Here is a 12261-nt window from a genome sequence, read left to right as displayed (position 1 = left end):
ACGCGTTCACCGGTCCGGCCACGCGGACAGCCGCAGCCCGCTCTCGAAGCGGTGCGGCACACCCGTGACCGGATCGGTGAACTCCAGCACCCTGGCCAGCAGTTGCAACGGCCGCGCGTAGTCCTCCCGGCCGGTCTCCGGCTCCACGACCGGATAGACCGGGTCGTGGACGAGCGGCAGCCCCAGCGCGTTCATATGGACCCGCAACTGATGGGTGCGCCCGGTGGCGGGCAGCAGCCGGTAGCGGCCGAGCCCGCCCCGGTGCTCCAGCAGTTCGATCCGGCTCTCGCTGTTCGCCTCGCCGGGCTCCTCGCGCGCGGCGATGACCCCGCGCTCCTTGACGATCCGGCTGTGCACGGTGCGGGGGAGCACCACGCCGGGGTCGTACGGGGCCACCGCCTCGTACTCCTTGCGCACCAGCCGGTCCCGGAACAGCGTCTGGTAGGCACCCCGCTCCCCGGGCCGTACGACGAGGAGCACCAGACCCGCCGTCAGCCGGTCGAGCCGGTGCGCGGGCTGCAGGTCCGGGAGATCCTGCTCCCTGCGCAGCCGGGCCACCACCGTCTCGGTGATGTGCCGGCCACGCGGGGTGGTTGCCAGGAAGTGCGGCTTGTCGGCGATGACGAGGTGCGCGTCGCGGTACACCACGCCGACCGGGAACGGCACGGGTTCCTCCGGTGCGAAGTCGCGGTGGAACCAGAGGTACCGCCCCGCGGTGTACGGCTCGTCGCCCCCCACCGCGGCGCCGTCGGCCCCGACGAACCGACCCCCGGCCAGCATGGCGTCCACCCGTTCCGCGCCGACCGCCCCCGCGAACCGGTCCAGCAGATGGTCCCGGACGCACCCCCAGACCCCGTCGGGGTCCTCCGGCAGCCGCACCCGCACCGGATCGACTCCCGCGTGCTGCGGCAACGGCGCGGCGGGGGGTTTCGCCCGTCCTCTCATCGCGTCGGTCCTTGCCATGGGTGGGGCGGGGGCCTGGATGCCCGGTGGCCCGGAGGGCTGCCCATCATCGCACCGCGAGGACGGAGGGCCCGGTGGCCGCCCCGACGGTAGGGCCGGTCCGGAGCGATCGTCAAGGGAAGCGGACGAAACCGCGCGCAGTGTAGAAAGCGCTTGCCGATGCGCGTAGGGTCCTGCCCGCTGAATCCATTCAACCGGATTCCGTCCACCCCGGATTCCGTCCACCCCGGGAATCCGTTCCTTTCGAACCGGAGGAGCCCCGCCATGCGCCGAGCCGGATCCGCACTGCTGGCCGCCTGCACCGCCGTCGCCGCCCTGACCGGCCTCGCGGCCACCCCCGCCGGAGCCCAGGACCGCCCCGCCGCCGGGCCGGACGCCCTGGACCACTGCACCGGCACCGCCCCCGTCCTCTGCCACTTCGACGTCGCTCCCGGCACCTACCGCGTCCGGGTCCTCCTCGGTGGAGGCGCCGGGGACGGCTCGACCTCCGTCACCGCCGAGACGCGCAGAACCGTGCTCGCCGAGACCCCGAACGCCGCCGGGAAGACCGTCCGCCGTAGCTTCACCGTGGACGTCCGCGAACCGGAGGGCGAGCCCACCGGGCCCACCGGCAGCCCCGGACTCGACCTCGCCTTCGGCGGTACGGCACCGCGGCTCGCGGCGCTCCGGGTCGAACGCGTCCGCACGCCCCAGATCCTCCTCGCCGGCGACTCCACCGTCTGCGACCAGCCCGGCGACCCCTACTCGGGCTGGGGGCAGCAGCTCCCGCAGTACCTCACCGACCGGATCACCGTCGCCAACTACGCCGACTCCGGGGAGGGCTCCCAGTCCTTCCGGGACAATCCGGCGCTCTTCCCCGCGCTCCGGGCCCGTATCCACCGCGGTGACCTCGTCCTCGTCCAGCTCGCCCACAACGACAAACAGACCGACCGCGCCACCTACCGCGCCAACCTCACCGCGATGATCGAGGACGTACGGGCCGAGGGCGGAAGGCCCGTGCTCGTCACCCCGATCGTCCGCCGCTGGTTCAACACCGACGGCACCCTCGACAACGGCACCGCCCTCCTCGTCAACGGCCTGGGCGTGGACCTGCCCGCCGAGGTGCGTACCCTCGCCGCCGAGCAGGGCACCCCGCTCGTCGACCTCACCGCCCTGACCAAGGCGCGTGTCGAGGAGCTCGGCCCCGAGGCGTCCAAGGCCCTCTACCTCTACGACGAGAAGCGCGACAACACCCACACCTCCGCGCGCGGCGCCACCGAGTACGCCGCGCTCGTCCGCGGCGAGCTGCGCGACCGGAAGCTCGTCCCGCCCCACGCGCTCCGATGACCCCCGCCCCCTTGAGCGCCCGTCCCCCACGAAGGGCGATCCCCGTGAGCCGAGCCGGAGAGCCCAGCCGCAGGAGCATGCCGAGGGGTGCCCTGGTCGCGGGAGCCCTCACCGCCGTACCCGGCGTCGCCCACGCGGCGGCGCCGCACACCGCGTACCGCAATCCGCTCGTCGAGCGGCGCGCGGACCCGCACATCACCCGGCACACCGACGGCCGTTACTACTTCACCGCCAGCGTCCCCGGGTACGACCGGATCGTCCTGCGTTCGTCCCGCACGCTGAGCGGCCTGGGTACCGCCGAGGAATCGGTCGTCTGGACCCGGCACACCACCGGGGACATGGCCGCCCACATCTGGGCTCCGGAGCTGCACCGCATCGGCACCACCTGGTACATCTACTTCGCGGCGGCCCCCGCGGACGACATCTGGAAGATCCGGATCTGGGTGCTGGAGAACGCGAGCGCCAATCCCTTCCGGGGCACCTGGACCGAGAAGGGGCGCCTCACCACCGCCTGGGACACCTTCTCCCTCGACGCCCACACCTTCACGCACCGCGGCGACCGATATCTCGCCTGGGCCCAGCACGAGCCCGGAGCGGGCGGCAACACCGGGCTCTTCCTCTCGAGGATGGCCGGCCCCTGGACACTGACAGGGCCCCAGATCCGCCTCAGCACGCCCGAGTACGAATGGGAACGCGTCGGCTTCGCGGTCAACGAGGGGCCGGCGGTGATCAAGCGGAACGGCCGCGTCTTCATGACGTACTCCGCGAGCGCGACCGACGCCAACTACCGCATGGGCCTGCTCACGGCCGACGCCCGCGGCGACCTGATGGACCCGGCCTCCTGGGCGAAGTCCCCGGAGCCCGTCTTCACCAGCAGCGAGGAGACGGGGCAGTACGGCCCAGGCCACAACTCCTTCACCGTCGCCGAGGACGGCCGCACCGACGTGCTCGTCTACCACGCCCGCCCGTACCGGGAGATCACCGGCGACCCGCTGCACGATCCCAACCGGCACACCCGCATCCAGCGGCTGGCCTGGAGGACCGACGGCACACCGGACTTCGGCATCCCGGTCGCCGACACCGTCTGACAGCGAACCCGCGCCCCGGCCGGAACGACCGGAACCCGCCGGGAACGGCCCGCAACGGCCCGGAACCGATGGGGGATCCGCCGGAACCGGCCCGGAGCGCGGGAGACGGGCCGACCTCACCCCCACGTCCCCGGCGTGCTCCGCGCACACCGTGACCCTCATCCGCGTCAAGGGGGCCAAAAAGCAAAAAACCCCAGATGACCTGGGGTTTGTGCTGGTGTCCGAGGGGGGACTTGAACCCCCACGCCCGATAAAGGGCACTAGCACCTCAAGCTAGCGCGTCTGCCATTCCGCCACCCGGACCGGGTGTCTGTCGTCCGGGCCGTGCCCGTTCCGACGTGGAAAACCATAGCAAACATTCGGGGGTGCTCGATCACGCCCCCGGCATGTGAAAGGCACGTGACGCGGAGTGGGCGGTCTTGGGTGAGCGGGGCAGGCGCGCGAGGATGAGGGGGAGCAGCACCGCGACAGTGGAAGGAAGCAGCGTGAGCGAGACCAACACGGCCCGGACCGGCATCGGTGAGTCCGCCGAGAATGAGGTCGTGGACCTCTGTCGTGACCTGATCCGGATCGACACCAGCAACTACGGCGACCACTCCGGCCCCGGGGAGCGGCTCGCCGCCGAGTACGTCGCCGAGAAGCTCGCCGAGGTCGGGCTGGAACCGCAGATCATCGAGTCCCACAAGGGCCGCGCCTCCACCGTGGCGCGGATCGAGGGCGAGGACCCGTCCCGGCCCGCACTGCTGATCCACGGGCACACCGACGTGGTGCCGGCCAACGCGGCGGACTGGACGCACGACCCGTTCTCCGGTGAGATCGCGGACGGGTGCGTCTGGGGCCGGGGCGCGGTCGACATGAAGGACATGGACGCGATGACCCTCGCGGTCGTCCGCGACCGCATGCGCAGCGGCCGCAAGCCCCCGCGCGACATCGTGCTCGCCTTCCTCGCCGACGAGGAGGCGGGCGGCACCTACGGGGCCCGCCACCTCGTCGACAACCACCGCGACCTCTTCGACGGCGTCACCGAGGCGATCGGTGAGGTCGGCGGTTTCTCGTTCACCGTGAACGAGAACCTGAGGCTGTACCTGGTGGAGACCGCGCAGAAGGGCATGCACTGGATGCGCCTCACCGTGGACGGCACCGCCGGCCACGGCTCGATGACCAACAACGACAACGCCATCACCGAGCTCTGCGAGGCCGTAGGCCGGCTCGGTCGGCACAAGTGGCCGGTCAGGGTGACCAAGACCGTACGGTCCTTCCTCGACGAGCTGTCCGACGCGCTGGGCACCCCGCTCGACCCGGAGGACATGGAGGCGACGCTCGCCAAGCTCGGCGGGATCGCCAAGATGGTCGGCGCCACCCTGCGGAACTCCGCCGCACCCACCATGCTCGGCGCCGGCTACAAGGTGAACGTGATTCCCGGACAGGCCACCGCGCACGTGGACGGGCGCTTCCTGCCCGGATACGAGGAGGAGTTCCTCGCCGACCTCGACCGGATCCTCGGCCCGCGGGTGAAGCGCGAGGACGTGCACGGCGACAAGGCGCTGGAGACCAGCTTCGACGGTTCCCTGGTGGACGCGATCCAGCTCGCGCTCAAGGCCGAGGACCCGATCGCCCGCGCGGTGCCCTACATGCTGTCCGGCGGCACCGACGCGAAGTCCTTCGACGACCTCGGCATCCGCTGCTTCGGCTTCGCCCCGCTGAAGCTGCCGCCGGAGCTGGACTTCGCCGGCATGTTCCACGGTGTGGACGAGCGGGTTCCGGTGGACGGCCTCAAGTTCGGCGTCCGGGTGCTCGACCGGTTCATCGACCATGCGTGAACGCCTCGCAGCCGAATTCGCCAGCGTGTGCGTACATAACCAGAAAGAGTGAAAGGGGCCGTGCACTCGTAGCCCCCTCATTCCCTCCTCGTTACAGGTGATGCGGTCCGCGGCTGGGACCGCACTTGTCAATCAGGAGGAATAATGATCAAGAAGGTCGTCGCAATCGCGGCTGCTACCGGTGGGCTCGTGCTCGCGGGTGCGGGTATGGCTTCCGCCGACGCCGGTGCCCAGGCTGCCGCCATCGGCAGCCCCGGCGTGCTCTCGGGCAACGTCGTCCAGGTGCCGGTCCACGTCCCGGTGAACGTGTGCGGCAACACGATCTCCGTGATCGGGCTGCTGAACCCCGCCTTCGGCAACACCTGCGTCAACGCCTGACGTTGAACACCAACCCGTAAGGGTGTGGTCCGGCGGCCCCGGAGTGCGCGCCATGCACTCCGGGGCCGCCGGGCATCGGGCCCCGGACAAGCTGTGTCCAGGGGCGTTTCGGAAGGCAGAAGGCAGGAAAGCAACCTATGCGACAGGTCACACGTAAAGGCCTGATCACCATGGCAGCGGCGGGCGGAGTGCTCGCGCTCGGTGGCGGTTACGCACATGCCGACGCGGGAGCGTCCGGCGGCGCGTCGAACTCACCGGGAGTGCTGTCGGGGAATTCGATCCAGGTCCCGATCGACATCCCCGTCAACGCGTGCGGAAACTCCGTGAACGTCGGCGGTCTGCTCAATCCCACGAGCGGCAACGACTGCGGAAACGGATCGGCGGGTGCCGGGAACGGCCGCGCGTCGGACCACAACGCCCCGTCCGGGCACGGCTCCGGCACTTCCGGGGCGAGCTCGGGCACCTCCGGGTCCGACGGACCGGGCCCAGGCAGCCACGCGTCCGGGCACGAGGCCCAGGACGGCGGGGCGGGGACCGGCAGGCATCGCGCTCCCGGCGCCACGGCACAGGGCGAGGCCAAGGGGTCGCCCGGCATCGGCTCCGGCAACCAGGTGCAGGTGCCGGTCGCGATCCCGGTGAACCTCTGCGGCAACAGCATCACCATCGGCGGACTGCTCAACCCGGTCTTCGGCAACAGCTGCGAGAACGACGCGGAGGTCACCCCGCCCGTCGTCCCGCCGACGCCGCACACCCCGGGGAAGCCGGTCCAGCCTCCCGAGCACGTCTCCGTGCCGCCGGCTCCCGAGACCCAGCTCGTGACCGAGCAGCTCGCCCACACGGGTGCGGGTGGCCTCGACCTGCTGATTCCGGCGAGCGCGGGTCTGCTGCTCGCGGGTGCGGGCACGGTCCTCTACCGGCGTTCCCGCAGCGGCGCGTAACAGCACCGCGACAGCGCGTACAGCACGATCAGAGGAGCGGGTTCCGCGTGTGCGGGACCCGCTCCGTGCTACCAGGTGGCGCGGAGCTGGCGGATGATCCGGCGGCGCAACCGCACGCGGCGGCTGCCGTCCCGGCGCAGCGTCAGTCGGTCCAACTCCCAGTGCCCGTACTCGGCACGGTCGGTCAGCAAGCGGGCCGCCTCCGTGCGGGACACCCCGCGCGGCACGTACACGTCGACAAATTCGTATTCCGGCATCGCATCTATTGTGCGGGCAGAGCCCCGGTACGGATAGCGTCTGCACTATGTCTGATGCTGCGCAGCCCACCGCTGCCGAGGTACGCGCCGCCGCCGATGCAGTCAAAACCGCGCTCGACCGCCACCTCGAGGCCGTCGAACGCCGTACCGGGGACGACGACCCCGCTGTCTACGACGCGTTCAACGCACTGGCCGCTGCGGCCGAGGTCTACGACGAACTGCTCTACGACCGCTACGACGAGGTCACCCCCTTCGAGATCCCGGGCGCGGACGACTCCATGCCGCCGTACGCCGGACCGGAGGAGCCGCACGCCGTCAGCGTGCTGATCAGGCGCGACTACGCGGTGGTCGAACCCCCGCGGCTGCTCGCCCAGGCGCAGCGGCTCGCCGACCTGGACCCGGAGGGGCACGACAGCGCCGCCGTGGCCGTCGTCGGTGCCAGCGTGCACGCCGCGCTGGGGGTGCTGTTCGGCGAGTACGAGGCGGACGAGATCGCCTCCCGGCACAAGGAGTTCGGCCTGGAGGAGGGGGACTCCACCCTCTGGGTCTCCGCGGTGGAGGAGCTTCCCGAACCGGGGGAGTGGCTCGGGGCGCCGTTCGACGAAGCGGATCCGTCCCTGGTGGTGTGCCGATTCGACGTCAGCGCGGTGTTCGACGAGGACGAGGACGACGCGGACAGGGATCCCGAGGCCTCCGTGGCGGAACGCGCCTGATCCAGGACGCCACGACGGCACGACCACACGACGGCCCCGGTGCGCCGCGCACCGGGGCCGTCGCACGTGTCCGGTCCTTCCCGCCTCCTACGTGGCCTGGGCGGCGTCCGGGGTCGGCAGCGCCTCCAGGAGGGTGCGCAGCCGGGTGGTCCGCTCCTGCGCGGGGATCTCGGCCACCGCGCGAGGCAAGGCCTGGTCCACGCCGTGCACCACGGACAGGTGCCGCTCGCCGCGGCTGAACGCGGTGTACACCCACGGCCGGCTCAGGCCCTGGGCCGCGTCGCCCGGCAGGACGACCACCACGGCGGGCCAGCGCATCCCGGCCGCCTGATGGGCACTGAGCGCCCAGCCGTGCCGCACGGATGACTCCACCGCGTCCTGGGGTACGACGAGGAGCGTGCCCGCGCAGTCCAGGTGCAGTCCGTCGGCGTCGGCCGAGACGACCGCCCCGGGGACGGCCCTGCCGGGTGCGGGGACATGGACGACGCGGTCGCCGGGATCGAACCCGCCGAACCGGCCGGGTCCCGGGTTGAGCCGCTGCTTGAGCGCCGCGTTCAGCGCCGAGGTGCCCGCCGAACCGCCGTGCCCGACCGTGATCACCTGGGTGTCGGCGGACGGTACGCCGATGGCGCGCGGCACCGAGTCGGCGACCAGCTGCACCGTGCGGTGGACGGCCTCACCGGCGTCCCGGACAGGGACGATCACGACCTCCTTGCCGGGGGCGTCGACCGGGCCGATCTCACCGATGCCGATGCCCGAGACCAGCTCGCCGATCGGCCCGGGGTCCGGGGTGCGGGACACCACCTGGGGGCAGGCACGCGCCGCGAGCACGTCCGCGAACACCCGGCCCGCGCCGGCGGATCCGAGCACACCCGGATCGCCGCTCAGGACCAGCCGCGTACCGTCGGCCAGGCACTCCACCAGCATCGCGGCCGTCTCCACGTCGAGCTGCGGGGCATCCAGCACCACCAGCAGATCGAGGGCGAACGCACCGTCCGCGTCCCGGCCGGGACCGGCGGTGCCGGACAGCAGGCCGGACAGCGTCACGACGGCCTGCGGGTCGCCCACCGAGGCGGCCAGCCTGCGCACGCCGTCCACGCTGTGGGTGGTCGCGAGGGCCCGCAGCCCCAGGCCGCGCGCGGCGGCGATCAGGGCTGCAGGCTCGGCCCTGGCGCTCTCGCCGCCGCTGTGGGCGACCAGGCCGGCGGTCGCGACGGTCCGGATCAGCTCGCCCGCCGAGGGGGACGGGGCGGCAGCGGCGGCGTCCGCCCAGTCGGTGCCCTTCTCGCAGGAGTTGACGAGGCGCCCCAGACCGTCGGCGAGGCTCTCCTCGGCCAGGGCGTACCGGTCGAGGCCCAGCAGGACCGGCGCCGGTTCCTGGGCGTCGCCCGCCCCGTCCCCGGCCTCCTCGCCGTCCGTGTCCTCCGGCTCGGCGCCGTCCGGCACCTGTGACGGGTCGGCGCCGTCCTGGAAGACGAGCACGACTCCCTCGGCGATCGCGTGCAGCACGGCCGCCTCGGGGTCGGTCACCGAGTGCCCCGCGAGCGCCGCGCGCACCTCGGACGCGTCCAGTGCGGTGTGACCCCGCAGCGCGGCCTGCTCCAGCTGCCGGCCCACGAGCGCCGCCGTGCGCCGCTCGTCGTCCGGTCCGCACTCCGCGCCCAGCAGGGCGCGGGCGAAGCCGTCGGCCTGTTCCGGCCGTACCCCGGGCACGGACAGCAGCTGCCACGGATCCTCGCGCAGGAGGTCGGCCGCCTGCTCGCCGAGCGTCGTCGCCGTCGGGCGGGCCAGGGCCTCGGGCGCTCCGCCCTCGGCGAGTACGGCCGCGACCGAGGCCACGGCCTCCGGTGACGCCCCGCGTACGGCGGTCCGTGAGGGGGCCGGGGACGGCCGGACGGGCGCCGGGCCCTCAGGGGCGGACCGGCGGGGTGCGGGCGCCGTCGCGGGGGCGTCGAAGAAGGCCGTGCCCGGCTTCTCGCCGCTCTCCACGGCGCGTACGGCCGCGAGCAGGTCGGCGGCCGGGCCGCTCAGCTTCGTGCCGGCCGGGATGGGTCCTTCCTTCTCGGCCTTGCGCTTCTCGATCCGCTCGCGCAGCTCGCGCTGGGCGGCCAGCTCCGCCTCGGCCTCGGAGAGCGCGGCGGGCCCGTCGGTCGCGGCGGCGGCATCGGCTCCGTCAGCCCCGTCGGCACCATCCGTCGCATCCGTCGTATCCGTCGCGTCGGTCGAGGGAGTCTCCTCGGCAGGGCCTTCCGAGCTCCCCGGAGCCTCTTCCGCACCGTCCGGCCCTTCCGCACCGTCCTGGCCGGGCGCCCGGTCCTCGCCGGGCGTGCCGGCGGCAACGGCTTCGGTGCCGCGGTCCTCGTCGTTCTCGGCCGCGGGGTCCGGGGTTTCCCCACGGGGAAGCGCAGTCACAGCGTGCTCCAGTCCTGATCCGGATATCGGTGCACGGGCGCCGACACGTCGTCGAGCGCCTGGCAGATCTCGTCAGGAAGACTAAGCGCCTCCACCGACAACGCCTCGGTCAGCTGCCGCGCGTTGCGCGCGCCGACGACCGGGGCCACCACGCCCGGGCGGTCCCGCACCCAGGCGAGCGCCACGTGGAGGGCCGTCGTCGCCAGGCCGTCCGCGGCCGTGGCCACCGCGTCCACGATCCGGCGCGCGGGGTCGTCCAGATACGGCTCGACGAACGGTGCCAGCACCTCCGACGCACCCCGGGAATCGGACGGCGTACCCGTGCGGTACTTGCCGGTGAGCACCCCGCGGCCGAGCGGGGACGAGGGCAGCAACCCCACCCCGAGGTCCAGCGCCGCCGGCAGCACCTCGCGCTCGACGCCCCGCTGCAGCAGCGAGTACTCCATCTGCGTACTGGCCAGCCGGGTGCGCAGCCCGGGCGAGGCGAGCTGCCAGGTGGCCGCCTTGGCCAGCTGCCACCCGCTGAAGTTCGACACGCCCGCGTACCGCACGCGCCCCGACGACACGGCCAGATCCAGTGCCTGCAGGGTCTCGTCCAGCGGTGTCACGGGGTCGAAGGCGTGGATCTGCCACAGGTCGACGTAGTCCGTACCGAGCCGTTCCAGGGACGCGTCGAGCGCGGCCAGCAGATGCCCGCGCGAGCCGTCGAAGCGGCGGTACGGGTCGGGGACACTGCCCGCCTTCGTCGCGATGACCAGATCCCGACGCGGCACCAGCGTGTCGATCAGCCGCCCGAGCAGGTACTCGGCCTCGCCGCCGCCGTACACATCGGCCGTGTCGACGAGGGTGCCGCCCACGTCCCAGAAGGCCTTCAGCTGATCCGCGGCGTCGTGATCGTCGGTGTCCCGGCCCCAGGTGAGCGTGCCGAGTCCGATCCGTGACACGCGAAGGCCGGTACGGCCGAGATGCCTCTGCTCCATGGGCGCTGAGATTACTGGCCACGACACGGGGCGGTGGAGGCCTGTGGACAACCTGACAGTCGGCTGCCGGGCCTGCCGGATCGCGGGGGCCCGCGCTAGAGTCCGGGACACAGGGACGTTACTGATCGGTAGAGGGAGCGTGGCCATGCGGCTCGGCATCAATCTCGGTTACTGGGGAGCGGGTATGGACGGCGACAACCTCGCCGTCGCCCAGGAGGCCGACCGGCTCGGCTACGACGTCTGCTGGGCCGCCGAGGCCTACGGATCCGACGTGCCGACGGTGCTCGCCTGGGTGGCGGCGCAGACCGAGTCCATCGACGTCGGCTCCGCCATCATGCAGATCCCGGCCCGCCAGCCCGCGATGACGGCGATGACCGCCGCCACCCTCGACTCGCTCTCCGGCGGCCGCTTCCGCCTCGGCCTCGGCGTGTCCGGACCCCAGGTCTCCGAAGGCTGGTACGGCGTCAAGTTCGACAAGCCGCTGGCCCGCACCCGGGAGTACGTCGAGATCGTGCGCAAGGCGATGTCCCGGGAGCGCCTGTCCTACGACGGCGAGCACTGGACGCTGCCGCTCCCGGACGGCCCCGGCAAGCCCATCAAGCTGACCGTCCACCCGCAGCGCGAGCACATCCCGCTCTACATCGCCGCGATCGGCCCGAAGAACCTGGAACAGACCGGCGAGATCGCCGACGGGGCCCTGCTGATCTTCCCGTCCGCCGAGCACCTGGAGGACACCGCGGTGAAGCACCTGCGGGCCGGGCGCGAGAAGGCCGGGAAGACGATGGAGGGCTTCGACGTCTGCCCGACCCTGCCGCTCGCGATCGGCGACGACGTCAACGGCCTCGCCGACATGTTCCGCCCCTACACCGCGCTGTACGTCGGCGGTATGGGCAGCCGCAAGCAGAACTTCTACAACCAGCTCGCCCAGCGCATGGGCTACGAGAAGGAAGCGGCCGAGATCCAGGACAAGTACCTGTCGGGCGACAAGAGCGGCGCCGCCGCCGCCGTGCCGCACCGGCTCATCGACCAGACCACGCTGCTCGGTTCGGTGGAGCGGATCGCCGAGCGGATGCAGGCGTACGCGGCCGCCGGTGTCACCACCCTGACCCTCGCCCCGGCGGGCTTCACGCTCGACGAGCGGCTCGCCGCCCTGCGCGCCGGCACGGACGCCCTGGAGCGCTCCGGCCTGGCCGCGTAACAGCCCGCCGGGCCGTCCCGGAACAGCACTACGGCCGTGGTGGGGGCTCGGGGGTCCTCCCCGCCACGGCCGTCACAGGGAACAACGCGACGCGCGCCCACCGGTTACGCCCGGTACCCCGCCCGGCCCCGTTCGTGTTGCCTACCACCTCGTACCGAATTTGACTGTGCCTCTGCGGACACCGGTGC

The 12261-nt window shown here is 72.4% G+C and carries 11 protein-coding genes and 1 tRNA gene; 7 read left to right on the top strand and 5 right to left on the bottom strand.

Annotation, left to right across the window (positions count from 1 at the left end):
* Positions 1-6: 6 nt before the first annotated feature.
* On the bottom strand, positions 7-945 hold the full coding sequence (locus tag ACFWVP_RS10275) for a pseudouridine synthase (protein ID WP_384495287.1): 939 nt from the start codon (positions 943-945) through the stop codon (positions 7-9).
* Between the two features lie 282 nt (positions 946-1227).
* On the opposite strand from ACFWVP_RS10275, the gene ACFWVP_RS10270 reads away from it, so the two are divergent.
* Both ACFWVP_RS10270 and ACFWVP_RS10265 read left to right on the top strand, forming a co-directional pair.
* Entirely contained in the window at positions 1228-2289 is a 1062-nt protein-coding gene (locus tag ACFWVP_RS10270; protein ID WP_384495285.1) for a rhamnogalacturonan acetylesterase, read from the top strand.
* Between the two features lie 77 nt (positions 2290-2366).
* Positions 2367-3377, top strand: coding sequence for a family 43 glycosylhydrolase (locus tag ACFWVP_RS10265; RefSeq protein WP_384495283.1), 1011 nt, complete (start codon positions 2367-2369; stop codon positions 3375-3377).
* A gap of 215 nt (positions 3378-3592) precedes the next feature.
* On the opposite strand, the gene ACFWVP_RS10260 is transcribed toward ACFWVP_RS10265, so the two are convergent.
* Positions 3593-3680 (bottom strand) — tRNA-Leu (locus ACFWVP_RS10260).
* Positions 3681-3862: 182 nt separating this feature from the next.
* On the opposite strand from ACFWVP_RS10260, the gene ACFWVP_RS10255 reads away from it, so the two are divergent.
* The 3 genes from ACFWVP_RS10255 (at position 3863) to ACFWVP_RS10245 (ending at position 6513) form a co-directional block, all read left to right on the top strand.
* A complete protein-coding gene (locus ACFWVP_RS10255; RefSeq protein ID WP_384495282.1) occupies positions 3863-5197 on the top strand; it encodes a M20/M25/M40 family metallo-hydrolase in 1335 nt (444 codons plus the stop codon).
* Between the two features lie 144 nt (positions 5198-5341).
* Complete coding sequence (gene chpH / locus ACFWVP_RS10250) at positions 5342-5575, top strand: chaplin ChpH (protein WP_104790232.1); 234 nt, start codon at positions 5342-5344, stop codon at positions 5573-5575.
* A 137-nt stretch (positions 5576-5712) separates the two neighbouring features.
* Positions 5713-6513: a chaplin gene (locus ACFWVP_RS10245; protein WP_384495280.1), complete on the top strand. Its 801-nt coding sequence runs from the start codon at positions 5713-5715 to the stop codon at positions 6511-6513.
* Between the two features lie 68 nt (positions 6514-6581).
* Here the strand turns inward: ACFWVP_RS10245 and ACFWVP_RS10240 are convergent, their stop codons facing one another.
* Complete coding sequence (locus ACFWVP_RS10240; RefSeq protein WP_384495278.1) at positions 6582-6770, bottom strand: DUF5703 family protein; 189 nt, start codon at positions 6768-6770, stop codon at positions 6582-6584.
* A 47-nt stretch (positions 6771-6817) separates the two neighbouring features.
* On the opposite strand from ACFWVP_RS10240, the gene ACFWVP_RS10235 reads away from it, so the two are divergent.
* Positions 6818-7483 (top strand): hypothetical protein, encoded by a 666-nt coding sequence (locus ACFWVP_RS10235; RefSeq protein WP_384495276.1) that lies wholly within the window; start codon positions 6818-6820, stop codon positions 7481-7483.
* 87 nt (positions 7484-7570) lie between these two features.
* Here ACFWVP_RS10235 and ACFWVP_RS10230 read toward each other — a convergent pair whose 3' ends face one another.
* Positions 7571-9895: a helix-hairpin-helix domain-containing protein gene (locus tag ACFWVP_RS10230; RefSeq protein WP_384495275.1), complete on the bottom strand. Its 2325-nt coding sequence runs from the start codon at positions 9893-9895 to the stop codon at positions 7571-7573.
* Positions 9892-10875, bottom strand: coding sequence for an aldo/keto reductase (locus ACFWVP_RS10225; protein ID WP_384495273.1), 984 nt, complete (start codon positions 10873-10875; stop codon positions 9892-9894). Before ACFWVP_RS10225 ends, ACFWVP_RS10230 begins: the two co-directional genes overlap by 4 nt.
* 145 nt (positions 10876-11020) lie before the next feature.
* Between ACFWVP_RS10225 and ACFWVP_RS10220 the strand changes: the two genes are divergently transcribed.
* Complete coding sequence (locus ACFWVP_RS10220; RefSeq protein ID WP_384495271.1) at positions 11021-12073, top strand: LLM class F420-dependent oxidoreductase; 1053 nt, start codon at positions 11021-11023, stop codon at positions 12071-12073.
* Positions 12074-12261: the final 188 nt, after the last annotated feature.

The sequence above is a fragment of the Streptomyces sp. NPDC058637 genome (genome assembly GCF_042717325.1).
In the GTDB taxonomy this organism is placed as follows: Bacteria; Actinomycetota; Actinomycetes; order Streptomycetales; family Streptomycetaceae; genus Streptomyces.
This window is presented reverse-complemented; position numbering and strand designations above follow the sequence as displayed.

Coding starts and splice junctions, on each gene's coding strand:
- ACFWVP_RS10275 (WP_384495287.1), bottom strand. CDS start 945: ATGAGAGGACGGGCGAAACCCCCCGCCGCGCCGTTGCCGCAGCACGCG.
- ACFWVP_RS10270 (WP_384495285.1), top strand. CDS start 1,228: ATGCGCCGAGCCGGATCCGCACTGCTGGCCGCCTGCACCGCCGTCGCC.
- ACFWVP_RS10265 (WP_384495283.1), top strand. CDS start 2,367: ATGCCGAGGGGTGCCCTGGTCGCGGGAGCCCTCACCGCCGTACCCGGC.
- chpH (WP_104790232.1), top strand. CDS start 5,342: ATGATCAAGAAGGTCGTCGCAATCGCGGCTGCTACCGGTGGGCTCGTG.
- ACFWVP_RS10245 (WP_384495280.1), top strand. CDS start 5,713: ATGCGACAGGTCACACGTAAAGGCCTGATCACCATGGCAGCGGCGGGC.
- ACFWVP_RS10240 (WP_384495278.1), bottom strand. CDS start 6,770: ATGCCGGAATACGAATTTGTCGACGTGTACGTGCCGCGCGGGGTGTCC.
- ACFWVP_RS10235 (WP_384495276.1), top strand. CDS start 6,818: ATGTCTGATGCTGCGCAGCCCACCGCTGCCGAGGTACGCGCCGCCGCC.
- ACFWVP_RS10225 (WP_384495273.1), bottom strand. CDS start 10,875: ATGGAGCAGAGGCATCTCGGCCGTACCGGCCTTCGCGTGTCACGGATC.
- ACFWVP_RS10220 (WP_384495271.1), top strand. CDS start 11,021: ATGCGGCTCGGCATCAATCTCGGTTACTGGGGAGCGGGTATGGACGGC.